Raw genomic sequence first — 25216 nt, 5'->3', positions numbered from 1 at the left:
ACAGAAAGTTAACCTTCTAATGGAAGTCTACACAAAGAAATACTTATTCATCTTAAAACTTTATAATATGAAAACTTATTTCTTCACACTTAAATGTGTAATGATCCTATTTATAGGAATCCTTACCAATGCGACTTTTGGACAATGTACTATAGGACAGCCTAATATTTCTGTTCAAGCGGAAGCTTTTTCGAATATTACTATAGTCGAAGGTGCATCTACTACTTTGACCTCACCGATTGCGGGAGCTATATATCAATGGACTCTAAACGAAATTGATATTAGTGGAGCAACCTCTTCTACACTTACAATTACCAATTTCAGTAATACAGATGTTGGAGATTATAATGTAATTGTAGATGGTGTTCCACTTGCTAATACGGTGGCTTTAGGTATTTTTTCCAGCAGTATTAGTGATTATGATCGTGATCGACAAGCCTTGGTAGAATTTTATAATAGTACTAATGGTTCTTTTTGGTTTAGAAATTCGAATTGGTTAACTGATCCGATGGAAACTTGGGAAGGAGTCACCGTTACTAACTGCAGAGTTACTGGACTAAGGCTGTCCAATAACAACCTTAATGGACCAATTCCAGCATCATTTTCTAATCTTACAGCTTTAAAACGAATTAATCTGAGCAAAAATAACATATCTGGTGTTTTGGATATTTCTACAATGCCGGATTTACTGGATGTCAGTGTTCATAATAACGATCTCAGTGATGTGGTTTTTGGATCAAATTTATTATTACAAAGAGTATATATTTATCAAAACCCTTCTTTTATTGCGGGTAAAACTATTGATATTTCTACAATGCATCAATTAACTGATTTCAGGGCGTCAGGACTAAGTTTAAGTGGTTTGACGACTTCAGGAACATACAATAACCTGTTGTATCTTATTATTCCAGATAATCAAATCTCAGGTATATTGAATATATCTAATATGCCAAACCTCAGATTATGTAATGCACGAGATAATCAGTTTACGGATTTTAATTTTGGAAGTAATCCAGAGTTAAGCAGGTTATATTTTTACAATAACCCTGTAATTCCAGGTAGGACGATGGATATTTCCGGAATGCGAAAATTACTTGATTTTAGGGTTCAAGGATTAAATCTTGGACGATTGATCGTTTCTGGGACATACAATGAAATGCTTTATTTTATGATTCAGGAGAACCAAATTTCCGGTACTCTGGATATATCTAATATGCCAAACCTCAGACAATGTAATGCACGAGATAACCAGTTTACTGATTTTAATTTTGGTAGTAACCCAGAATTAAGTAGGTTATATTTCTATAACAATCCGGTAACTCCAGGTAGGACGATGGATATTTCTGGAATGCGAAAATTACTTGATTTTAGGGTTCATGGATTAAATTTAGGACGATTGATCGTTTCTGGAACATATAATGAAATGTTTTATTTTATGATTCAGGAAAACCAAATTTCAGGGACTTTAGACATATCTAATATGCCAAACCTTAGACAGTGTAATGCGCGAGATAATCAGTTTACGGATTTTAATTTTGGTAGCAATTCAGAATTAAGTAGGTTATATTTCTATAACAATCCGGTAACTCCAGGTAGGACGATGGATATTTCTGGAATGCGAAAATTACTGGATTTTAGAGTGCAAGGATTAGGATTAAGTCAATTAATTATGTCTGGAACTTATGATGAAATGTTGTATTTTGTAATTGCAGATAATCAATTTGAAGGAACATTGGATATCTCTAATATGCCAAACATTACACTATGTAATGCACGAGATAATCTTTTTGATGAATTAGTTTTACCCTCTAATGTTTTTGGTGCTGGTAGAACTTTAAATAACCTAAATGTAATTAATAACAATTTACATTTTAATGATCTATTACCTTATAGTAGTGTAATAGGAACTTTCAATTTTTCGTATAATCCACAACGTAATGTTCCCACTCTCGTATCCGGAAACATAGTATCTGTAAATGTTGGAGGAGGTATTGATTATACCTGGAATCCTTCAGGACCTAATGCTTCCTTATTTGCGGTTCCATCAGATGGTACCTATTCCTGTGATGTTCGTAATTCTGCTATTCCTAATTTAGTGATAAAAAGTGATCCCGTTTTTGTGTCGGCACCTAGCAGAGCATCAGTCAATAGTAGTTCTATTAATAAAGGACTAGGAGGAATAAATAGTGTAAAAATTTATCCGAATCCTGTACAAAGGAGTATGCCAATTAATGCTGATGTTGTTTTAAGTGGTGATACATCAATTCGTTTTGTTTTGCATACAATTAACGGTCAAAAAGTAAAAGAGTTTACTTATGAAGGAAAGGATGGTCCTAATACTTTTCAATTAAATTCGGAAGGATTGTCCGCCGGACAATATATTTTGACTTCAGAGTTTGGAGCAAAGAAAGTATCTAGTATGATTATTATTCAATAAGATTTTCTAAAAATAATAAGAGAGTATTTTTCAAAATACTCTCTTATTTACTAGTATACTAGTTTGGGAATAAGCTTTTATCAATATTCGGAATTACTTTTAATGCATTTTTGTAGTACAATTTTTTCAAAACTTCGTCATCTAGATCTAATCCATACATTTTCCAGAATGCATGGTATCTTTTATAATAAGGAAAGTATTCATCATTTGACTCCAGAACTCTAAAATACGTATAGTATTCCTCTGGATTCCAAGAATCTTTACCAAACATAATTCTATCTTGATATTTGGTTAAAAAAGCTTTTGCATTACGAGGTTGTCTTCCAAGTTCCGCAATTACTGCTCCAATTTCAGAATACATGTTCGGTATTTCGTCCATTAACTGTGCAAGTTTAGCTAAATTATTACCATACCAACCTAAGTGGGCATTAATGAATTTAGTGTTCTTGTGTTTTCTGAAGATATTATGTTGTTCTTGTATGATCGTTTCCCAAGAACCTGTTACGTTAGCATCTCTTTTTCTTCTGGAACGTAATTTTAATTCTAACCATCTCTCGTTTTGATTATCATGTGTATCCCAAAATGGTTTCGGATCAGCAGCGTGTATCAATACAGGAATTCCTAATTCTCCACATTTTTCCCATACTGGTCCGATACGTGGATCATCAATTTTTATACGATTACCTTTACTATCCTTATTATCCATTCCTTGGCTTTTATATATTTTTAGTCCATTGGCACCTGCTGCAACATCATTTTCTATTTGGGTTACAGTTTTTTTAGTCCAGTCGGGGTCGTCAATTCCTTGTAGGTTAATATTCGTAAAGACTATAAAACGATTTGATGCGTTGGTTTTTACATTTTCTAAAGCTCCTTTAAGATGTTCGTCAGAGCCTCTTCCTCTTCCTGATAAATTTACCATCACGACCATATTCAGTTTATCCATTTCTGCAACGAGTTCACTTAGATCTTGTGTAGGCATTCTGAATTGATGGTTATGTACATCGATAAAGGGAAATTTAGCTTTCTTAATAATGGTTTCCGGAACAACTAAGGTAGAAGGTGGATCATAATCTTCGAATTGCATTTTTTGAGCAATAACTTCATGTATAAACAACATAAAAAGTAGTAGAACTGAGAATTTGTAAAATTTCATAAGATGATCTAATTTTTATATTACATCATAAATATAAAATAATCGCCCAGTCTGGAAGAAAGCTTAACATTTTTAGTTAAAAAAGAAAGCCCGTTACCAAGACAGTAACGGGCTTTCTAACAACTAACCAACTAACTATTTATACTAATCATCATCTTGATTACTATATTTCTTTTTTCTTTTTCTGTTTTTATAGTGATCATCATCATCATCTTGATCATCTCCTTTGTAATGATTTGATCTTCCGTTAAAGTTGTAATATGGATCGTGGGTTATACTACATCCATCAACTCCACAAAAACCGCATCCTGTATAATGAATATTACCTTCTATATGTCTAATTCTTCCTCGTTTCCCATAGAAAACACGTAATCCACCTACTTGCGCTAATTTTCCTCTTCTGTTGTATCTCATTAGCACAGAACCAATTCTTCTTACCTGATCAAATCGATTATAACCAATAGTAGTAAGTCCTACTCGTTTCAATCTTCCATAATAATCATACCTTACAGTAAAACGATTGTTGTGTCTATAACCTCTAGTACGTCCTGGTGAATTGTAATTTCTGGAATTCCAATCCCAATTATTATAATTTCTTCGTTTTGGATTTTTAAAATCAATTTCTCCATTAGGATACACAAAGAATGTTACACCACCTTCGACAAATACAATAGGTTGTGCGTAACGATAGCGTTTTGTAACCCTATCAACTTGATCCGACAGTTTTTGATCGGCCGCTTGTGCAGCTGTTCCAACTAGTAACATTGCTGCGATAAAAAGTATCATTTTTTTCATAACTAAAATGTTTTGGGTTTTTACCTACTCATTAGCTTTTCGGTTTCCGCTATTTGATTAGTAACTAACCAAATGGCGTGCCAAATTTTTTTAGTCATAATAAAATTGATGATAAATAAGGTGTAATTAATTGTTTTTCAAAAAGTTGAAAATTTCTTTCGGATCTGCTCTTTCTTTGTAATCTTCTTTGATAAAATCATAAATTATGATTCCGTCTTGATCAATTATATAGGTTGCGGAGATTGGTAATTGATAATCCTGATTGCCGTTACTTTTGATTAGATCAATTCCAAAACCTTTATAAACTTCTATTAAATCTTTAGGAAGTGTAAATGCTAGGTTGAATTCTCTGGCTATTTTATTATCTATATCAGAAAGAACTTCAAAGCTTAGATTGTTTTTTTCTGAAGTAGTGAGAGAATTATCTGGAGTTTCCGGACTTATAGCAACCAATGTTGCTCCTAATCCTTCAAATTCATTTTGATATTGTTGTAATGCTTTTAGTTCTAGATTACAATATGGACACCAGCCTCCGCGATAAAACGAAAGAATTACTTTTTTGTTTACTAGTAATTCTTGTATTGAGATGTTGGCTCCAGCAGCATTAGGTAGCAAGATTTCAGGAATTTCATCTCCTGTTTTTAAAGCTTTGGATACAAGCTGAGTATCCTTAACATTGGCTATTCCATTATTCATTATCTTATGAATAGTTTCTGGATATTTGTTTGCCGATTGATCAGCTCGTGCTTTTAGTTGTTCTGTAAGTGACATTTTATTAGTTTTAATTATTGGCTAGCTTAGCCGAAATCTTTTGTGTCACTTTACAGATTGATATATTACAATTATGTTAATATTTTTAGAGTTTTTCCTTTAGATATTGTCCAGTATATGATTTCTTATTTTTACTAACTTCTTCTGGAGTTCCTTGCGCAATTACTTTTCCACCATTTTTTCCACCTTCTGGTCCTAAGTCGATTACGTAATCTGCACATTTTACCAAATCTAAATTATGTTCTATTACCAAAATAGAATGTCCTTTATCGATGAGTTCATTAAAGGATTTCAATAACTTTTTTATATCGTGAAAATGTAATCCTGTAGTAGGTTCGTCAAAAATAAAGAGTGCTTTATCTTTTGTACTTCCTTTTACCAGAAAAGTAGCCAATTTAATTCGTTGCGCTTCACCACCAGAAAGGGTAGAGGAGCTTTGACCTAACTGCACATATCCAAGCCCTACATCTTGCAGCGGTTGTAGTTTTCTAATGATCTTAGCTTGTTCGTGAATAGAGAAGAAATCGATAGCATTATCGATAGTCATGGTAAGGATGTCGTCTATATTTTTATCTTCAAAAGTAACTTCTAATACATCTTTTTTGAATCGTTTTCCTCCACAGGTTTCACATTCCAGATGTACATCAGCCATGAACTGCATTTCGATGGTTACTTCGCCTTCACCTTTGCAGGTTTCACAACGTCCACCATCGACATTAAAAGAAAAATGCTTTGATTGATAATTACGTATTTTAGATAGCTTTTGACTGGCAAATAAGCTTCTGATATCGTCATATGCTTTGATATAAGTAACAGGATTGGATCTGGATGAACGCCCAATAGGATTTTGATCTACAAATTCTACATGTTTAATATTACTATAGTTACCCTTAAGTTCTGTAAATTGACCTGCTTTTTCACCATATCCTCCTAATTGTTTTAGAACAGAAGGATATACAATTTTTTTAACCAAGGTACTTTTTCCACTACCAGAAACTCCTGTAATAGCGGTAAAAATACCCAAAGGAATCTTGATGTCAATGTTCTTTAGATTATTTTCACGAGCTCCGACAATATCTAGATAATACTTAAAAGTTTTTCTTTCTTTTGGAACCTCAATTTCAAGATCACCATTAAGATATTTAGCAGTAAGTGAATCGGATTTCAAGATTTGATCAAAAGTACCACTAGCGACTAAATTTCCTCCATATGTTCCAGCTTCCGGACCAATATCTAATATCTGATCAGCAGCTTTCATGATATCTTCATCATGTTCTACTACTATGACTGTATTCCCTAAATCTCGCAAAGATTGTAATACTTTAATCAGTTTTTCGGTGTCTTTGGGGTGTAAACCTATACTTGGTTCATCCAAAATATACATAGATCCAACGAGACTACTACCTAAAGAAGTAGCCAGGTTAATTCGCTGAGATTCTCCACCAGATAATGTATTCGATTTTCTGTTGAGTGTTAGGTATTGTAAACCTACATTATCTAAAAATTCTAGTCTACTATTAATTTCTTTCAGTAATCGTTTACCAATTTGAGCGTCATACTCATTAAGTTGTAAGTTTTTAAAGAAGTCAGCAAGTTCATTTAGTGGTTTCTCAACCAAGTCTGTAAGCGTTGCTTCTCCTACCTTTACATAATTTGTTTCCGAGCGAAGACGTTTTCCTTTACAGGTAGCACATTTTGTTTTTCCGCGATAGCGAGAAAGCATCACTCGATTCTGAATTTTATATGCTTTGGCTTCTAGTTCAATAAAGAAATTATCAATACCTTCAAAATATTCATTCCCTTTCCATAGCAGCTCTTTCTGCTCTGGTGACAATTCGAAATATGGTTTATGAATTGGGAAATCAAATTTATAAGCACTATTAACCAATTGATCTTTATACCAACTCATAGCATCCCCTTTCCATGGAAAAACTGCTCCTTCAAATATGCTAAGAGAAGTGTTAGGAACTACCAAGTCTTCATCAATACCAATCACATCGCCATAACCTTCACATTCCGGGCAAGCTCCATAAGGATTGTTAAAACTGAATAAGTGCACATTAGGCTCCAGAAATGTCATTCCGTCTAATTCGAACTTATTACTAAATTGTCGTAAATTATTATCTTTTAAAGTTTCAACAAAACAAGTTCCTTTTCCTTCAAAAAATCCAGAACTAACTGCATCTGCAAGGCGGTTATAGAAATCCTCTTCATCTCTTTTTATGATTCGATCTATTACAAGGTATACTTCATCCTTTTTTGTTATGTGAGCCTCTTCTATTCTACAGATGGTATCATTAATTTTTACACGAGCATATCCTTGCTGTTGTAATACTTTTAGTTTTTCTTCTGTTGTACGTCCATTTTCTACATGAATCGGAGCTAATAATAATAGTTTCTCACCTTCATCAAATGTTTTTACATATTCAATTACATCCGTTACAGTATCTTTTTTAACCTGGTTCCCCGAAATAGGAGAGTAGGTTTTACCAATTCTGGCAAAAAGAAGTTTTAGGTAATCATAAATCTCTGTAGTAGTTCCAACGGTTGATCTAGGATTGGTAGAATTTACTTTTTGTTCAATTGCAATTGCTGGAGCTATTCCTTTTATATAATCAACTTTTGGTTTATTGAGTCGTCCTAAAAATTGTCTTGCATAAGAAGAAAGGCTCTCTACATATCTACGTTGACCTTCTGCATACAAAGTATCAAAAGCCAAACTAGATTTACCGGACCCAGATAGCCCAGTAATTACGACTAATTTATTCCTTGGGATGGCTGCATCCAAATTTTTGAGGTTATGCAGCTTAGCTCCTTTAATTAATATATTATGTTTTGGATCTAAAGTTGTAATGTCTTGAATCATAGTAAATATGCGGTGTGAGGGCAAATATAATGATTACTTCAGAAGTATTCTAGAGGATTGATCCGGAAAGTTAAGTTAAAAAAATTAACAGAAAATAGTTTGATTTTCAAGGATTGTTATTATATTAGCCCCAGTAATTAAACCTAAATCTAAAAAGAATAGCCTATAGTATACCTTTACTTTTAAAGTTTAACATAGCCCGAGCCCCAAGCTTGTTGGTACTAAATTAAGTAATAGGTATGAAAGATTACACAATATCGGATGCTGTTCTGGTAAACAATTACATCAACGGTGAGGAAAACGCCTTATCTACACTGATCGAACGTCATAAGCAACGTATTTACAGTTTTATTTATTCCAAAGTTTTTGATCGTGATGTATCCGAGGATATATTTCAGGATACGTTTATTAAAGTAATTCGTACTTTAAAACTTGGAAAGTATAACGAAGAAGGAAAGTTTTTACCTTGGGTAATGCGTATTGCGCATAACCTAGTTATTGACCATTTCCGTAAAGGAAATCGTATGCCGAAATTCGAAGATAATGGAGAATTTAGTATTTTCTCAATTATTAGTGATGGAGATCTGAATGCAGAAAAAAGAATCATAAAAGATCAGGTAGAAGAAGATCTACGTAATTTGATTCAGGAATTGCCAGAAGACCAAAAAGAAGTATTAGTAATGCGTATGTATCGTGATATGAGTTTTAAAGAAATATCTGATAAAACAGGTGTGAGTATTAATACAGCTCTTGGGCGAATGAGATATGCATTAATTAACTTGAGAAAGGTTATTGAGAAAAACAATATCGTTTTAACAAATTAACATTTCTTTATGCAATAAAGTATATTTTGCCTCGTTATTTATAAAAATAACCCTTAATTTAAGATTAATTAATATGGCAAAATTTTACTTTAAGTCTTCTCGAAAAGAGGAGCAACAACAATTAGTACCGAAGGAAATCACTATAGATTTTCTACTAAATTACTCAAAGGCTTTAAGTGTTATAGATTATAAAAATATGAAGTTTGAAGCACTTCTAAATTAAAACTAAACTTTGTGAAAGACCTGCTATCCTAGATTGCAGGTCTTTTATTTTTTATGGTACTCATTGATTACCGTTTTTCTTCCGATTGTCTTAGTTATAATATCCTTATCAAGATCCCAACCTCTGGCGGGAGAATATTCTCTTCCATACCAAATAATTTGTAGATGAAGGTCATTCCATAATTCTTTTGGAAATAAGCGTTTGGCATCTTTTTCTGTTTGGGTTACATTTTTACCATTACTAAAACCCCATCGATACATTAAACGATGAATATGAGTATCTACCGGAAATGCAGGAACGCCAAAAGCTTGAGACATAACCACACTAGCAGTTTTATGACCAACAGCAGGTAATTCTTCTAAATCTTCAAAACTTTGGGGTACTTCTCCATTATGTTTGTCAATCAGAATCTGGGATAGTCCATGAATTCCTTTTGATTTCATAGGACTTAAACCTACAGGTTTTATGATTTCTCTAATTTCTTCTACTGATAGTTTTACCATTGTATACGGATTATCGGCTCTTTCGAATAGGAGAGGAGTGATTTTATTTACTCTAACATCAGTGCTTTGAGCGCTCATTAAAACAGCAATAAGCAGTGTGTACGGATCTTTATGATCTAATGGAATGGGTATGGTTGGATACAATTTTCTGAGTGTTTTGATTGTGAAATCAACCTTTTCCTGTTTGGTCATATGAATAGAATTATTTCTTGCTAAAATATGAATATTTAAGAGGTTTTAGATATCCAATTAAAACTTAAATTTTTAATAAAATCATCATTGAATTATTATTTTTGTTTTAATTTTATCAAAAAAGTTTAAACAAACTTAATTTTAAATTTTCACATAATTTTAAAAGAATGACATCATTAAAAGCAGGAGATAAAGCTCCTAATTTCTCAGCATTGGATCAAGATGGAAATACTATTAGTTTAGAAGATTACAAAGGAAAAAAACTAGTTGTTTTTTTCTACCCAAAAGCTAGTACACCTGGTTGTACGGCTGAAGCTTGTAATCTGAAAGATAATTATCAAACTTTTCAAGCACAAGGATATGAGATTCTTGGTGTAAGTGCAGATAGTGCAAAGCGTCAACAGAATTTCAAAAATAAATATGAGTTGCCTTATCCATTGTTAGCAGATGAGGATAAGAAAGTGATAGAAGCATTTGGTGTTTGGGGGCCTAAAAAATTTATGGGAAAGGAATATGATGGAATCCACCGTACAACTTTTGTAATTGATGAAAACGGAGTGCTTTCTGAAGTTATTATGAAGGTAAAAACTAAAGATCACGCAGCACAAATACTGTAGCGATACTATTTAAAACTAATATCTATAAAAAAGCATGTGTATTTACTACAGATGCTTTTCTATTTTATATACCTAAAGTTGATAGATGTTTCACTTTATGATAAGTTAATGCCGCAGTAATACAGTTCTTTAGTTCCTTTTTAGGAATTTTAGCATTCATCGGGAAGATTATTGCACGATTTCCTTCGAACTGAAATGTGTCTTTATATAAAACTCTGAAAGTTGTTACCAATTTACTCGTACATTGAAAATACATAGCGTATTGATTCGGTTTTCCTTTTTTCCAGTCAATTCTAATAGTACTTCCTTTTTTGGTCAAAAAACTAGGTTCCCCCCATTTCAAGGTCTCTTCTAAACTTGATATTCCATCTGTTTCTTCTGCGGTTTCAATAATTAGGTTTCTAAGATTCATTATTTTCTTGCGAACAGGATCTGTGTAGTTCTGATAAACCGATTCGACCTTTGGATTTGTTTTTATGTGTAATTCTGACATAGGTTTCAAAAGATATAAAATTATGAAAAGAATTAGTTTTAATACGTTTTTGTTATGAGAAAACAAGATTCCGATGAATGTTGACGTTGTTTTCGGGGTTTTTAGAAATTCTGAAGTTTTTCCGTGATAGTATTTAAACGCATCCTAGCCTAGTAATTGACTATAAGGTATTTTGTGATATGCAGTTTTTTCATTCTATTTGGATCACAACTTTACCTTTTTGCATACTTGCTTCTAGATATCGGTACGCTTCAGAAGCCTGTTCCAGCGTAAAGACTTTATCAATTACAGGCCAATAGTGTTTATTTTTAAGCCCTTCTAGGATTTCAACCTTTGCCTTCTCAAAAACATCGGGTATTCTGAATAAATGGAACACGACGTGAAAACTTGTGAGTTTGAGGTTTTTCATAACTAGGGGAAAGAATGGTAATTCAGGTACTTCCATGGATAAAATACCTCCAGCAATTATGGTTGCCTTTTGCGCAGCTGCATTGGCCAATTTTTCTGTAAATGTACCTAATACTAGGTCTACGGCTATATCAAAACCTTTACCATTTGTATGTTCCAAAATCTTTTCCGTAAGGTCTTCAGAATCAGTATGTATGATTGCATTGGCTCCATTTTCTTTTAAAAAGGCATCTTTAGAACTGCTACGAGATGTAGCAATTACCTTTGCACCATATCGTTTAGCCATTTGTATGACTGCAATACCTATTGCCGAGCTTGCTGCCGTAATGACTACGGTTTGATTTGTATTTTCCTTTAAACCTCCATTAGATACCAATGCACAATAAGCGGTAGCTAATGACATCCATACGGAGGCCGCTTCTGTAAAATTTATATCTTTTGGTTTTAAAACGATCGCTTCCTTGGGGATACACATATATTTTCCTAAAACACCGTATTCATTAGGTAATATATTGGGTGTGATACATACTTCATCCCCTATATTAAAGTCAGAAACATTTGTACCTAGACTATGAATAATACCTGATCCTTCCGTACCTATTTTTGATGGGAATTCAGGTGCTATTACATAAACACCGCTCATATACATGTGTTCTGAACGGTTTAGACCTGTTGCTTTCATTTGTACTACGACTTCATCTTGACTAGGTGTAGGAATGTCTTCAGTAATTAGTGCCAATGCATTTGGCCCTTCTGCTTTGTTAAATTTAACTACGCTGTTCATGATACTTTAATTTTTTTAAGTCTTCTATGCAGTTTTTATTCTTCTTATCATTCCAATAAAACCAATCTAGTTTTTCCTTTTCTTGAAGTTCTTTAGGTGTTTCTGTAACATATACGGCACATCTAAAGATATAGAGTAATGCCCTATTGGTTTGTTTACCAATAAGTTTATTGTATAGAGTATAGAGTTTTTCTGGACTTCGATATTTTAAATCATCAATTTTATGTATCCCTATTCTCCATAAACATGATGCTGCTTTATCACCAACACGAGGCAACATTTTCAATTCTTTTATTCCATTGTCATATTGGAGAACTTTCATTTAGATAACCTTTTTAAGTTCTGACTTGGTAATTTTTTTACCTGTTTTGATATAATGTTCAAGTCCCTTAAGGAAATTTTCTGTCCCATCGATCATTTTAGGCTTCACCATTATTGGGTTCATAATTTTACCCATAAGCCCCTTGGTGTCATAGCTAAAGGAGAAGGAGACCTTTGTACTGTTTTTACCCAATTCTTCCAGGTCTAGCTGGGCTTTCATATTTTTAATGGGAGGGAGTTTTGCGCCTTCATAAATATCTATGCCCATTTTTTTGTGAGGCTCATATATTGTGATACGTTCTTCAAAAGAACCAAATGGGGCTAAATCACAATGTCTTTGTGCTCCTTTGCCTGTGGGTTTACCAGTGGAGGTAGAGTAGGAGGATTTTACGCCAGGGTTCCATACATGTATGTTTTCAAAATCGTCTATGATCTCCCATATTTTTTCTTTTGAAAATGGGATGGTACGTGTTGATGTTATATTTGTCATTTTATTTTTTTAAAACACCGTCTATTCAGAAATGAATAGACGGTGTTGAATTATTAGTTTTGAGCATTTACATACTCGGCAAGACTAGTTGCTGCCATTTGATAAAGACCTTCGGTGTTTGTTTTAATTTCCTCGAACGCTCCTGCATTTTCTTCAGAAATGTCAAATTCTACATCCCAATTAAGCTGCGTTCCGCCATTCTTTTCTGAAAGTGTCATTGTACCTATAATGTTTGTTACAGGGAGCATAGATTGCTCATCAATGCGATATTGGAACACTTTATTTTTGTCATCAGATTTTAAGATAGTTTCCTTTAAATCCCCTGCTTCATGTGTGCCGCAAATACGTTTATCACCTTCTACGCGACAGGTGGCTACAATAGGCATCCATTTATCCATATTGGTTCCTGGACCTACCTTTGCCCATACTTTATCCAATGGTGCATTTACTTGATTTACCGTCTGAATTGTTTTTTTCATTGTATTAAATTTTAAAGATTAAATATTAGTATATAGACCAATCTATTTATTAGAAATATAAATTTTATTAAATAGCTTTTGCGAAAACTACATCCATTTTTTTTAGTACCGAATTACGTATGTCAACGTGTTCTGTATATCTTGGGGCCTTGTTAAAAAGTTCCCGGTCTTCAAACTTTTGCCATTCAAAAATTCCAAACATATGTGGTACAAATACGTTTGTCTCCGTTTTAGGCATTGCGGGATGGGGACCAAAAAATGCGGTCTGAGAAATTTTATATTCCTGAAGTACTGGTGGAATTTTTGAAAAATAAGTGCCTAATACCCCAAATAGCGAAGGGAATGTACACGGATCATCTGAAATAAACCATGCGCTTGTAAAATCATAAATTTTATCAGAGCTGAGTGTCACTGGTGTATCTTGTTGTGAACCAAAGAAACCATATTGAATATTTTCACTTCCGAGAGCAGCTACTATTTTTTTGAAACTACCTTTGTTTACACTTCCGGTTCTCTTTGATGGATCTGTCCATTGAATGAGCACAATATGTGTCATTTTACGATCTGTATCGGGTAATTGTGTTACTTCAAATGTAGCAAGTACCTCACCTCCGGATGAAGAAACAGTTTTTGCATAAGCAGGTAGTAACTTACTAGCTATGCTAGTATTACCATTAGGTACATTTAAATAAAGTGTTTCTACCATAGCTCCAGCTTTAATGGTGAAATTGGTTGTTTTTATTGGATCTTCACAGCCTGACAATTGAAATATTGTCAAACAGATAAACAATAGACTTAGATAATTATTTGTTTTCATTTTTAATTTTTAGAGATTAATTTTAATTATATAGATTGGTCTGTCTAATTGAAATGTAAAAAATATATTACCACCCAATGTAGGATGGTGGCTTATGATTTTTAAGTCTTAAGTATACGATCATTTGCCCTCTATGATGAGATAAATGATTGTCCATGATATTAGCAATTTGATATCTAGTGGTTTTACCATACCATACATCTACAATTTCTCCAAATTGAGATTCATCCATTTTTTCCAGTCTTTCAATGAAGGTGTCAAAAAAGTCCTCTAAAGCTAGTCTTATTAAATCTCTCGAGGTCATTTTTGCTTTTTCAAATGTTTCATCTATAACAAAACGACTATGGGTACGTAACCAACTGGTAATGTGACTTAGTTGAGATTTATAGCTTTTCATCTCCGGTGTAGGTTTAAATTCAAAATCTTCCTCTGGGAATATGTCAACAAATTTTAGCGTAAACCGTCTATTTCCTTTCCATTTTTTTATAAGTTCTCCCTGCGTCATTTTATACTTTAAGTGTTTTGTTTAAATTTTCTAAAAAAGCATCCAAGGGTTCTTGATGCAATCCAGATTTCATTAGGACCAATGCTCCGTTATAAGATCCCCAAATGGATAGAGCCATTGCTCTTGGCTTTTGACCTTTATTTATCACTCCAGCTTCTTGTCCTTGTTGTATGCAAATAGTAAGGGGCTTTATGAGTTCTTCAAAATTGCGTCCTGTGGCTTGGGTAAAAAGTTCATTAATACCAGATAACTCTTGAGTCATACCTACCAATAGGCATCCCCATTTGTAATTTACCTTAGTGTAACTTTCCGTAAAGATTTCAAACAAATGAACGATACGCTGTTTTGCGTTTAATCCTTTTTTATTTAGAAGTTCATTGATATAATTAGTAGTACTCATTGTGTAATAGTCTAATACCTGTACCCCAAAATCATCTTTGTCTTTGAAAAAATTGTAGAACGAACCTCGGGATATACCGGTCTCTCTTAAAATTTCGTTTGTTCCGGTATTATGATAACCGTTCAATCGAAATAACATCATTCCTTTATTTAATACGTCTTCTTTACTATGCTTAATATTCATAATTTAATTAATTAGACCGATCTATCTATATGCAAATATAGACAAAAATATGAGTCTACCAAATTTCACTAATGGTTGAGTGTAACATTAAGTATATGTTAAGTGGTGAATATAAGTCAAGAATTTATATGTTGGATAGTAACAAATTTATTCTAATTGATAATTCCACTTGCTTTTGAGAGATATTAAATAAAAGGCTTTGCTGTGATTTATAGCAGCAATCTAAAGCAAATGCATTCTTGATTTATGAAAAAGTATTTATTGAATTGGTTAAAACGTCAAATCCTGCAAGGCTTTTGATTTTTTTTGTGAATGACAGTTTGTTAATGAGATAAAAAAAACAGATAGTTTTAACAAATTTTGTTTCATTCGTTCCAGTTTTCTTAAAGTTCTTTGTTGGTACACATTTTTATTCTCTTTTTATTTCGTAGCACAGTTCCACCATTCCATCGTCAAATGCTAGAACATCTTCAAGGTGCAATAAATGTTCTTGTCCTATATAATCAAAAAATAATGTTCCATTTCCTAAAATAACAGGCATAATCGTTGTAACTATTTTGTCAGCCAAACCTTTTCGGATAAATTCTTTTGTCAGAATAGAACCGCCGACCATCCAAATATTCTTGAAATTTGGTTTTAGTTTGTCATTCACAATTTTTTCGAGCTCTCCGGAATAGAATTTTACATTTTTTTTGTCTGTTATTAGGTTTTTATTTGTCAATACGAAAACTGGAATATCTCCATATGGCCACCCAAGTTCTAGTGCGTGTTGATAGGTTTTTGAACCCATAACATAACAATCAATAGATTTCAGAAATTCTGAAATGTATTCATCGGTAAGTGTTATTCCTTTATCATATTTGTCCGTTGACCTCATCCAGGATACGTTTCCGTCCTTTTTGGCGATGAATCCATCGAGGCTAGAAACCATATGTATAGTCACTTTAGGTGTTTGAGTTTTCATTTTTCAAATTCTAACTAATACTAAATTATTGTATTGATATTCAGTTGTTTGAAATTTAATCACTTTCTTCAAAAATACACTTAATTTTCATTCTTTTTTGTTGACATTACTCAAGAAATTACTAGAGTTTCTTTATTTGAGAATGTTTATTTTTTACTCAGTTGATCGTTGGCAACGCTTTTGTTTTTAAACAATTACGAGAATTATTAAAGTCCATTGATATATTCTTGATATTTAGATTTCTTTAAAATATCATGAGGATTTTTAATATCTAATAAATCTTTAATCGCTTCCTTTTTATTTATTGAGTTCTCATAGTATCCTTTCGCGATTTTATAGCCTATAAAATAAGAAAGATCATTTGGCCACCCTTGTTTCTTTTTTTTATCGTCCCTACTAGCAATCCAATTGATATGATTTGTGTTTTCTAAATTTTCTTTAAACTCGCTAAAAATTTGTTTTTCATTGGCTTCTCCATATATTCTATAGTTGGGTTTAGGATTGGGTTCACCAACTACTAATTCAGTAAAAAAATCAGCAGTACCTTCTACAATTGTAGCACCTAACAATGTTTTATCAGAGGTGTTCTGATACGTATGTATTAATTCATGAATTAACACAAAAGGTAAAAAATCGGCTTGTGAAACAACATCTATTCTATGTCCTGGTAATGTTTCAATAGGAGTACTTTCGTCAATAACATTTTCTAGACCAATCAATGATCCATTTAAGCTAACTGTGCCAAAAGATGTATGACACCCCATAACGAAATAATAATTTGGGAAGGTCGCATTAGGAATAATACTATCTATTTTTTTAAAATATACATCAACTTTGGCTAAGTTTTTAAGTGCGGTTGAATTGGCTTTTCTAATACCATCGTAATATGGCCTATGAGATTCTACAAATTCTACAAACTGATCTATACCATTTCGTATTTTTAGAAATGTAAAATCTCTAAGTCCAACTGTTCCTTTTTCAAAATATTCATTTAAATAAATAGCACGCTTCGAACTATATTCTATCTCTTTTGAAGCTAGGTCATAAGCATTCCAAAAATTTTGTATGTCGGAAGTTATTAACTTCACATTGTTTAAATCTTGAAGATTTTTAGCGTATGATTTAGCATTTAGCTCAAGAACTAATTTCAAACTATCCCATTTTGGGTGATTTTTAAGTTTTCTAAAATATTCGTTATCCATTGCTCTGACATCCCTAAACCCATAATCTGCCATTTTAAACGCCAACTTCATGGCGGTATCCAGCTTATTTATAGCTAACGATTCAACAATAGCATTCGAGTAAGCATTTCTTGGCTCGTAGCCATACTCAGCTGCCTTGATAAAATAATCTATTGCTTTTAAGGTGTCTTTATCTTCTTTTAGGTGTTTTTTGGCAATGTTAAAACTATCAAAAGCCTTGTCGAAATCTAACTTATTTTCTTCTAATTGGTCTTTTTTACTGTTGCTACAACCGCATATAAGGAATATGAGCAATAGATAGAATAGCCAATGATTTTTATTTTCTTTCTTTAATGATTTCATGTTAAGTAGTTTTAATTTACATAACAATTTTAAAACTTTGTCTTCTTATTAAAACAAATATTTGTTTTAATAAGAAGACAAAGTTTTTGTTTAGAAGTTACATTATGCTGTTTTTAATTTTAGGTTAGATTTTTTTTCAAAATTTACTTTTCGAAATTGAATTAATTTCCTCCAATTGGCATTAATGGATGTACCTCTATTTTAGTGGTAATATCATTGAAGATAGGGTTCTCCTTAGCAATTTGTACAGCTTCATCTACATTATTTGCGGTAATATGAAAGAATCCAGCAACAACCTCTTTGCTTTCATTAAAGGGCCCATCTTTAAGACCTTCATTGTTTTTTGTTACAATTCTGCTACCAGATTTTTCAATTGGATTAGCAACTTTAAGTTTACCGGATTTCATAAGATTTCCAATATAAGCCCCACCGTTTTCCATATGCTTTTGCAATTGCTCAGGAGATAAATCTGTCCAAACACATCCTTCTGTTTTGATAATCAATAAATAATCTTTCATTGTTCTTTTTTTTTAATTTATAATGATTTATAATTAATAACAATCGAGTTTAGATAATAGGGACATCATTATTACTTTTTCTTTCAAAATAAATTTTTAAATCGATTTTCTAACATTTGTTTTTCTTGAGTCAGAGGAGCAAGTTCAATGGCTTTTTTAAGTGTTTTTTTTGCCATGTCATGTTTCTCTAATTGAACTAGGAACTCGGCTTTAACCGAATAGAATAGATGGTTGGACTTGATGGTCTTGTCATTTTCGATTATTTCTAACTCCTTCAGTGCTTTTTTATTCTTACCTACTTTTGATAACACAATAGCACGGTTAAGAATAACAATAGGAGAGTTATCTATAATTAATAATTTATCATATAATGTTAGAATGCTTTTCCAGTCAGTTGACGCAAAATCTTTGGACGAACAATGATAAGCCGAAACGGCTGCTAAAATATGGTATTTGGAAATGTGTTCAATATTGGCGGCTTTTTTTAAATTCGAAAACCCTTGCTCCATAATATGATAGTCCCACAAAGAACGATTTTGTTGGCTCAAGGTTAATATGTTACCATTTTCATCTTCTCTAGCTTTAAAACGTGACGAATTTAATTGCATTAGTGCTATCAAGGCATAGGGATTAGACTTGTTGGTTATGGCTTTGTGGTTAGCAACCATTTCTGCAAGCCGAATTGATTCTTGACAAAGTTCTGTACGAATTAATTTATCTCCGTTTGAAGCACTGTACCCTTCATTAAACAAGAGGTAAATAGCTTCTAAAACAGCCTCAACTCTTGTGTCTAATTCTTGTTTCGAAGGAACTTCAAAAGGAACATTGTCTTCTCTTATTGTTTTTCTGGCTCTAACTAGACGTTTATTGATACTCTCTTTATTGGTTAAGAACGATTTAGCTATTTCTGCGATATTAAATCCACACAATGTTTTGAGCATTAGGGCAATTTGCGAATCTTTTGAGATAGATGGATGACAACACATAAACATCATTCGCAATTGGTCGTCTGAGATACTTTCTTCTGAGAAAAAATGAACTGAGTTCAGTTTGGTATGTTCTTGTACTTTTGTAAAATATAAACTCTCGGAAATATACTTTTCTTGGTGTTTTTTTCGCTTTATAGCATTCAAGCTCTTATTTTTAGCAACAGTATATAACCAACCTACAGGGTTTTCTGGAATGCCTTTATAAGTCCAATTACTTATGGCTTCTATTAATGTATCCTGAACAATATCTTCAACAAGAATTAGATTGTTCTTACCAAAGATACCTGTTAGAACCGAAATCATTTTTGCAGATTCGTGTCTAAAAAAATGCTCAACTAATTTATTTATTTCAGATATGTTTTTTAGTTCTTCCAAAATGTTAGTTAAGATACATAGTTTACACAAGTTAAAGATTAGACTTTACACTAAATTAGTTTCTAACGTTGTGGATTGTTGTTTCTTTCTTAATTGTTTTATTCTTCATAGGACGTATAAGACCAATCAACAGTAAGGCTCTCTAAAAGATTATCAAATCGTTCTTTATGGCTTGTTCCAATAAAAATAGCAGTACAATTGCTGTTCTCATCAAAATTTAAGCTAAGGACTTCTTCAAAATCATTAGTATAAATTCGTTGCTTGTCCCAACTGATTTTATTGATTTCATTCCAATTTTTCTGAATCCTTTTTACTGTATCAAGTTCAATGGTTTCAAAACAGTTTGCATTGTATTTTAGCCCACCTAATGTTCCATTATTAATTCCCATAAGTAATAGAAAACTCTCGGTTGTTTTTGTTTCTAAATGCCAATCGGGAGATTCATTTGTTCCATAATTCCCCCAAACAGGTGGGTTGTTAAGCTCCAGGTCTTCTTGTTTAATTCCCCAATATACTGATGCTTGATTTTCCTCGTAAAAGACTAAATATCCATCAATAGAAAATCCAATTTCTTTATTTGGCTTTAAGAGTCTGTTGTGAGAATTATTAATATTTTCATTTTTACCTAAAGTGAAATAATAACTTCTTAGTGTTTGAGGAATATTAATTTTTAACCGAGCTTCAACTTCATTAATCTCATCCACTTGATAACCAAATTTATTTTCTTTTTCGGTTATATTATAAAGCTTTTTTATTTCATCCCAATTAGTCATTTAGTTCAATTCTATGGTATATGACGGCAAGTATACTTTAACCGATCGATTTATATTTATCTGTGTTATTTTTATTTCTCGTTAATTTATTTTGGATTTTAAAATTTTTAAAAAAGTCTCTCCTTGATTTAAAGGGGCAATTTCAATCATCATAATATCCCCATTTTTACTAATTACTTCGATAATATCTCCGATGAAAGACTCTTTTCTGTGTTGAAGGTCAACAATATCTGTAATATCAATAGATGTTGTCTGTGTTTCCTTATTATGATAGATCAATCGAGAATTGGTTAGTAAAACAGATTCCGTACCTTTAAGTGAGACCGTGTAATCATAATAAGCCAATATTTTTTCTCTCTCTTCTAATAATTGGTTATCCTTAATATAATCCAAAGCGTATTTTTCCATATTGTTTGTTGTTCTAACTCCTCCTTCGTTCATATTACAGGAGTAAAAAAGAAATGGAAATAGTAGAGTTATAAAAATAGACTTAATTTTCATTTTTTAATTTAATTTGTTATAGCTTTAAGTATAACAAGCTTAGCTTACCTAAGGTGGTTATGATTTGTTATACGGTGTTGTAGAATGTTTTTATGTGCTTCTTTTTAGTTGATTAATCTTTCATACTTTTTGCATTCATCATGCCCAGTTGCATTTCTTCTTCAAAACTTGAATTTGGATATTTTGTTAACCCAGCATTAAAATATTTAATTGCGTTTTGGTAATCTTTATGTTTTAGGTAAAACTGTCCAAAACGATTTTGCCAATACGCTGAAGCATACCTTTCTGTAGTTAAAACATCTTTAAATTCAGTCATAAAAATATTAAAGTATTCAAAATTATTTCTGTTCCATGCTAACCAAATTAATCCATTTTTTGTGCTATTATCTATATGATCATCTCCTCCAAATCGTTTTGCTCTTTCTTTAAAATAAGCAGTCAGGTAACCAATTTCACCTGAATCAATGTATTGTTGTATACTTTCAAAAACTGGTGAATCATAATTATGATAATAGTATTTCAATCCTTTATATATTGCCAAATGCGCTAAGGTTTCATGTACTTCATCATTAAATAAATCGTATTTCCAAATAAGATTCTCGGGATTGTTCTTTTTCAATATTTTATGGAACGCTTCAGTTGAACCGATATAATAAATGTCTTTTCTAGAGTTAGCCATAAATAGATAAACATCTCTCTTCGAAGTAAACTCTTTGACTAAGTCTTCAGAAGCATAACCACCATCGGTTATTATTGCTCCATTAAAGACTTCACTTTTTTTAAAAATCAACTCACTTATATAATAAGCAGCAGCTTCCCATCCAAAAATGACACGTTCTTTATTTGTTCTGTAATTTGAATCTATATAATGTATGACTTCATTGATTAAAAAATCAGTAAATTTTTCATTTTCACCTCCAAATAATGTTCTTCTTAATGGATTGCTATTATTGATGCCTACAACAATCATTTCTGGAATAGCACCAGGAGTACGTAAGGCTTTTTGAATTGCCACACCACTTAAAAAATACCATTGTCCATCTAAAATATAAAGTACTGGATATTCTTGTTCTGAATCTGAATAACCATCAGGCGTATAAATTTGAATTGTTCTATCTTGATTTAATATGGAAGATTTAATAGTGTGATTAATGCCTATAGCAATTTGGGAATTATCTTCTTGTGCGATACATATTACATTTATAAAACAGCATACGATAAGAATGAATAATGGCTTCATGAATTTGATTCCTTATTGTAATTTCTCAATGTTCTACTACAATCGTATATAGTTACTTTTTGTAACTATATACGCATTTGTACTTAATTGTAGGTGCAAGTAAACGTTATATACCTTCCGTAATAACTTAATTACACCGTTTCCGTTTCTTTATAACCAAAGAAATTATTTTCCTTAATCATTTCTGGGATAAGATCAGGTAATTGTTCCTCCCATCCAGGTTCTCCTTCTTGGATTTTCTGAAGCACCTCTCTGGAGTATATATCCATAATAGTAGGATCATAATCCACAATGTCTTGTAGCTTTCCATTATGTTTAAAGAATTTATATAATTCTTTCATTCTAGGATGTACCTTAAGATTTTCACTAGTTGTAAGTTCACCAGTTTTAGGATCTTTTAATGGGTATAAGTATACTTTTAAATCTTTAAAGAAAAGTTTCCCAAAGGCCTCTAGAATACCACCGCTCAGATGTCGGTAATATTTCTCATCAAAAATATCTACCAAATTGTTTACACCCATTGATAGCGCCATACGCTCTTTTGTATAGTTAGAGAAATACTCCACAACTTTATAATATTCCTGGAAATTAGAGATCATTACTGTTTGTCCGAGAGAACAAAGCAAACGGGCTCTGCACATAAAATCTTCTTCGTCAATTTCTCCTTCTGCTCTAAGATTAGAAAGCGTAATTTCAAAAATCTCTATCGTTTTTTCCTTACGTACCTTATTTTCATTCAGGAACATATTAAGAGACTTCTTGTAAATGTCCATATTTACTTTAGTCACTGGCCTAAAACTTCCTCTAAGAGCGAGAATATTCTTTTTGTATAAAACAGCAGCTGGTAAAACGTTATTACCATCTGGACCAAACATTACCGCTTCCGTCATTCCATTTTTAACCAACTGTAAACTCATTAATCGGTTATCAACTTTCTTAAATCTAGGTCCTGAAAAATTTATAGTATCAATTTCTATTTGATCTTTATCTAAATGATCATATAGGTATCGTAAAAGCTTTTTTGGATTGTCATATTTATAATATGCTCCATAAATAAGATTTACACCTAATACTCCAAGCGTCATTTGTTGTAACCTCGCATCGTTTTCGTGAAAACGAATATGTAGTATAATCTCATTATAATCTTCGTCTGGTTTCGTTTGGTATCGAATACCTACCCAACCATGTCCTTTATATTTTTTAGCGAAATCAATTGTAGCTACAGTATTAGCATAACTAAAAAACAATTTATTTGGATGTTTTTCTCTAGTAATACGTTCTTCTATAAGACGAACTTCGTGCTTCAACATTTTTTTTAATCGCGCTTCGGTAACGTAACGTTTGTCATCTTCTATACCATAGATGGCATCACTAAAATCTTTATCATAGGCACTCATAGCCTTTGCGATAGTACCAGAGGCACCACCAGCTCTAAAGAAATTACGTGCTGTTTCCTGACCGGCACCAATTTCTGCAAAGGTACCATAGATGTTAGCATTAAGATTAATTCGTAAGGCTTTACTCTTAAGTGAAGGGACAGACTCAAATTCTTTGTCTCCCATGATAGTAATAGGCATAGCGAAAAGGGCTTTTTTTGTTTATGTAAAGTTACTAATACATTAAGTATTATTAAAAAAAACTAGATGCAAATTTTTGCATTTTATAATAGGTATAAATAATAAGCAGTAGAAATGAATTACTTTTTGAGCAAAAAAATTATAATTACATTTGCTTTCACTTAATAAAGATATGGAGATTACATTTCTTGGTACAGGAACATCACAAGGAATTCCGATAATTGGAAGTACACATCCTGTATGTTTAAGTAAAGATCCAAAGGATAAGAGATTACGAGTATCAGTAATGGTTGCTTGGGATGAATATCAATATATAATTGATTGCGGACCAGATTTTAGACAACAGATGCTAGCAAATAATATAGACAGGATCGATGGGATTGTTTTTACCCATGAGCATGCAGATCATACCATGGGAATGGATGATATAAGACCATTTTTCTTTAGGCAAGGAGATATTCCCGTATTCGCACATAAAAGAGTATTAGAATCTTTAAGAGTAAGATTTAGCTATATATTTTCATCACAGAATAAATATCCGGGAGCACCCAGTGTTATAGAAAATGAACTAACTAACCAACCATTTGCACTGGGCAACCTGGACGTGATTCCAATAAATCTGATGCATAATCGGTTACAGGTTTTTGGATTTAGATTCAAGGATTTTGCATATTTAACGGATGTGAAAACAGTTGAAAAAGAAGAGAGAAAAAAACTAGAAGGTGTTAAGGCGTTGGTGGTAAGTGCATTGAGGATAGAACCACATCATTCTCATTTTAATCTGGAAGAAGCATTAGAGTTTATTGATGAAATTAGACCAGAAAAAGCTTATCTGACACATATCAGCCATATGTTAGGATTTCATGAAGAAGTACAACAACAATTACCAAAAAACGTTTTTATTGCCTACGATAATCTAAAAATCACAATTTAATATGCGAAGTAGAATATTTTTATACTTATTTATTTTTTCAGTGTTGTTCATCTTGTTTCAGTTTATGAATGCCAAAAAGGCAAAAGAATCTTATGATGGTAAGATTGAAAATTTAGTAAAAAAAATAGGGGAGAAGGAAGAAGAATTAAAATCTAAAGATCTAGAAAAGGATTCATTAATTGAAAAAATCTTGGATCTTACTTATTTCTCATTGGACAGTGATGAGGAAGCGATCAGTTATTTTGAAGAGCAAGGCTATGATGCTAAAAAATTAGAATTAACAATCAGTGATCAAATAGTAAGTCAGAATAAAGCAGGTACAGATAATCCAATCGTTCCTTTTGTTGGGATGGAAGGAAATATGGCCATTAATAAGGTTCGGTTACTAAATCATAAATGGATTATAGCCGATTTTACAGATGGTGTTTATTGGGGGCAATTGTTTATTATTTATGATGTTAGAAAGGATGGAGTAGTCGATTTTGAGGTCGAAAAATCATTTTTATATCCTAGAAATTAATATATATTAAAAAATGC

The 25216-nt window shown here is 32.3% G+C and carries 27 protein-coding genes; 6 read left to right on the top strand and 21 right to left on the bottom strand.

The window, feature by feature from the left end:
* Positions 1-67: 67 nt before the first annotated feature.
* Positions 68-2437, top strand: coding sequence for a T9SS type A sorting domain-containing protein (locus Q0910_RS27885; RefSeq protein ID WP_299223934.1), 2370 nt, complete (start codon positions 68-70; stop codon positions 2435-2437).
* 58 nt (positions 2438-2495) lie between these two features.
* Here Q0910_RS27885 and Q0910_RS27880 read toward each other — a convergent pair whose 3' ends face one another.
* The 4 genes from Q0910_RS27880 to uvrA form a co-directional block, all read right to left on the bottom strand.
* Positions 2496-3593 carry an amidohydrolase family protein gene (locus tag Q0910_RS27880; RefSeq protein WP_299223931.1) on the bottom strand — a complete coding sequence of 366 codons (1098 nt, stop codon included), beginning with the start codon at positions 3591-3593 and terminating at the stop codon, positions 2496-2498.
* Between the two features lie 144 nt (positions 3594-3737).
* On the bottom strand, positions 3738-4388 hold the full coding sequence (locus tag Q0910_RS27875) for a hypothetical protein (RefSeq protein WP_299223929.1): 651 nt from the start codon (positions 4386-4388) through the stop codon (positions 3738-3740).
* 126 nt (positions 4389-4514) lie between these two features.
* Positions 4515-5159 (bottom strand): peroxiredoxin-like family protein, encoded by a 645-nt coding sequence (locus tag Q0910_RS27870; RefSeq protein WP_299223926.1) that lies wholly within the window; start codon positions 5157-5159, stop codon positions 4515-4517.
* 85 nt (positions 5160-5244) lie between these two features.
* Positions 5245-8025, bottom strand: a complete 2781-nt coding sequence (uvrA, locus tag Q0910_RS27865) for an excinuclease ABC subunit UvrA (protein ID WP_299223923.1) — start codon at positions 8023-8025, stop codon at positions 5245-5247.
* 239 nt (positions 8026-8264) lie between these two features.
* Here uvrA and Q0910_RS27860 point away from each other — a divergent pair, with 239 nt between their 5' ends.
* Together Q0910_RS27860 and Q0910_RS27855 are read left to right on the top strand one after the other, a co-directional pair.
* Positions 8265-8849, top strand: a complete 585-nt coding sequence (locus Q0910_RS27860) for a sigma-70 family RNA polymerase sigma factor (RefSeq protein WP_118456486.1) — start codon at positions 8265-8267, stop codon at positions 8847-8849.
* Positions 8850-8922: 73 nt separating this feature from the next.
* The gene (locus Q0910_RS27855; RefSeq protein WP_299223920.1) at positions 8923-9072 is read left to right on the top strand and encodes a hypothetical protein; all 150 of its coding nucleotides are present in this window, start codon (positions 8923-8925) and stop codon (positions 9070-9072) included.
* A 44-nt stretch (positions 9073-9116) separates the two neighbouring features.
* Here Q0910_RS27855 and nth read toward each other — a convergent pair whose 3' ends face one another.
* Positions 9117-9767 carry an endonuclease III gene (gene nth, locus Q0910_RS27850; protein ID WP_299223917.1) on the bottom strand — a complete coding sequence of 217 codons (651 nt, stop codon included), beginning with the start codon at positions 9765-9767 and terminating at the stop codon, positions 9117-9119.
* Between the two features lie 167 nt (positions 9768-9934).
* Here nth and bcp point away from each other — a divergent pair, with 167 nt between their 5' ends.
* Positions 9935-10384: a thioredoxin-dependent thiol peroxidase gene (gene bcp, locus Q0910_RS27845; protein ID WP_299223913.1), complete on the top strand. Its 450-nt coding sequence runs from the start codon at positions 9935-9937 to the stop codon at positions 10382-10384.
* Positions 10385-10448: 64 nt separating this feature from the next.
* Here the strand turns inward: bcp and Q0910_RS27840 are convergent, their stop codons facing one another.
* The 16 genes from Q0910_RS27840 to Q0910_RS27765 all read right to left on the bottom strand — a co-directional run bounded on the left by Q0910_RS27840 (position 10449) and on the right by Q0910_RS27765 (position 23745).
* Positions 10449-10877, bottom strand: coding sequence for a DUF1801 domain-containing protein (locus Q0910_RS27840; RefSeq protein WP_299223911.1), 429 nt, complete (start codon positions 10875-10877; stop codon positions 10449-10451).
* A 190-nt stretch (positions 10878-11067) separates the two neighbouring features.
* Complete coding sequence (locus tag Q0910_RS27835; RefSeq protein WP_299223909.1) at positions 11068-12069, bottom strand: zinc-dependent alcohol dehydrogenase family protein; 1002 nt, start codon at positions 12067-12069, stop codon at positions 11068-11070.
* Positions 12053-12391: a helix-hairpin-helix domain-containing protein gene (locus tag Q0910_RS27830; protein ID WP_299223907.1), complete on the bottom strand. Its 339-nt coding sequence runs from the start codon at positions 12389-12391 to the stop codon at positions 12053-12055. Before Q0910_RS27830 ends, Q0910_RS27835 begins: the two co-directional genes overlap by 17 nt.
* Positions 12392-12880, bottom strand: coding sequence for an SRPBCC family protein (locus tag Q0910_RS27825; RefSeq protein WP_299223905.1), 489 nt, complete (start codon positions 12878-12880; stop codon positions 12392-12394).
* A 53-nt stretch (positions 12881-12933) separates the two neighbouring features.
* On the bottom strand, positions 12934-13359 hold the full coding sequence (locus Q0910_RS27820) for an SRPBCC family protein (RefSeq protein WP_299223903.1): 426 nt from the start codon (positions 13357-13359) through the stop codon (positions 12934-12936).
* 67 nt (positions 13360-13426) lie between these two features.
* The gene (locus Q0910_RS27815; RefSeq protein ID WP_299223901.1) at positions 13427-14176 is read right to left on the bottom strand and encodes a hypothetical protein; all 750 of its coding nucleotides are present in this window, start codon (positions 14174-14176) and stop codon (positions 13427-13429) included.
* Between the two features lie 67 nt (positions 14177-14243).
* Positions 14244-14681, bottom strand: a complete 438-nt coding sequence (locus Q0910_RS27810; RefSeq protein ID WP_299223899.1) for a DinB family protein — start codon at positions 14679-14681, stop codon at positions 14244-14246.
* Position 14682: 1 nt separating this feature from the next.
* A complete protein-coding gene (locus Q0910_RS27805) occupies positions 14683-15264 on the bottom strand; it encodes a TetR/AcrR family transcriptional regulator (RefSeq protein ID WP_299223897.1) in 582 nt (193 codons plus the stop codon).
* Between the two features lie 409 nt (positions 15265-15673).
* Positions 15674-16228 carry a dihydrofolate reductase family protein gene (locus Q0910_RS27800; protein WP_299223895.1) on the bottom strand — a complete coding sequence of 185 codons (555 nt, stop codon included), beginning with the start codon at positions 16226-16228 and terminating at the stop codon, positions 15674-15676.
* Positions 16229-16434: 206 nt separating this feature from the next.
* The gene (locus Q0910_RS27795) at positions 16435-17772 is read right to left on the bottom strand and encodes a DUF2268 domain-containing putative Zn-dependent protease (RefSeq protein WP_299223893.1); all 1338 of its coding nucleotides are present in this window, start codon (positions 17770-17772) and stop codon (positions 16435-16437) included.
* Between the two features lie 161 nt (positions 17773-17933).
* Positions 17934-18290, bottom strand: a complete 357-nt coding sequence (locus Q0910_RS27790; protein WP_299223891.1) for a YciI family protein — start codon at positions 18288-18290, stop codon at positions 17934-17936.
* An 83-nt stretch (positions 18291-18373) separates the two neighbouring features.
* Positions 18374-19654, bottom strand: a complete 1281-nt coding sequence (locus Q0910_RS27785) for a sigma-70 family RNA polymerase sigma factor (protein ID WP_299223889.1) — start codon at positions 19652-19654, stop codon at positions 18374-18376.
* Between the two features lie 98 nt (positions 19655-19752).
* Positions 19753-20427 carry an SMI1/KNR4 family protein gene (locus Q0910_RS27780; protein WP_299223887.1) on the bottom strand — a complete coding sequence of 225 codons (675 nt, stop codon included), beginning with the start codon at positions 20425-20427 and terminating at the stop codon, positions 19753-19755.
* 81 nt (positions 20428-20508) lie between these two features.
* Positions 20509-20928: a hypothetical protein gene (locus Q0910_RS27775; RefSeq protein ID WP_299223883.1), complete on the bottom strand. Its 420-nt coding sequence runs from the start codon at positions 20926-20928 to the stop codon at positions 20509-20511.
* A 112-nt stretch (positions 20929-21040) separates the two neighbouring features.
* Complete coding sequence (locus Q0910_RS27770; RefSeq protein WP_299223881.1) at positions 21041-22168, bottom strand: alpha/beta hydrolase-fold protein; 1128 nt, start codon at positions 22166-22168, stop codon at positions 21041-21043.
* Positions 22169-22299: 131 nt separating this feature from the next.
* On the bottom strand, positions 22300-23745 hold the full coding sequence (locus tag Q0910_RS27765) for a TonB-dependent receptor (RefSeq protein ID WP_299223879.1): 1446 nt from the start codon (positions 23743-23745) through the stop codon (positions 22300-22302).
* A 172-nt stretch (positions 23746-23917) separates the two neighbouring features.
* On the opposite strand from Q0910_RS27765, the gene Q0910_RS27760 reads away from it, so the two are divergent.
* Both Q0910_RS27760 and Q0910_RS27755 read left to right on the top strand, forming a co-directional pair.
* A complete protein-coding gene (locus Q0910_RS27760) occupies positions 23918-24679 on the top strand; it encodes an MBL fold metallo-hydrolase (RefSeq protein ID WP_299223877.1) in 762 nt (253 codons plus the stop codon).
* 1 nt (position 24680) lies between these two features.
* Positions 24681-25199 carry a hypothetical protein gene (locus tag Q0910_RS27755; RefSeq protein WP_118456476.1) on the top strand — a complete coding sequence of 173 codons (519 nt, stop codon included), beginning with the start codon at positions 24681-24683 and terminating at the stop codon, positions 25197-25199.
* Positions 25200-25216: the final 17 nt, after the last annotated feature.

The organism is uncultured Aquimarina sp., from assembly GCF_947495315.1.
Classification (GTDB): domain Bacteria; phylum Bacteroidota; class Bacteroidia; order Flavobacteriales; family Flavobacteriaceae; genus Aquimarina.
The sequence above is the reverse complement of the archived record's forward strand: the minus strand, read 5'-3'. Positions and strand labels throughout refer to the sequence as shown.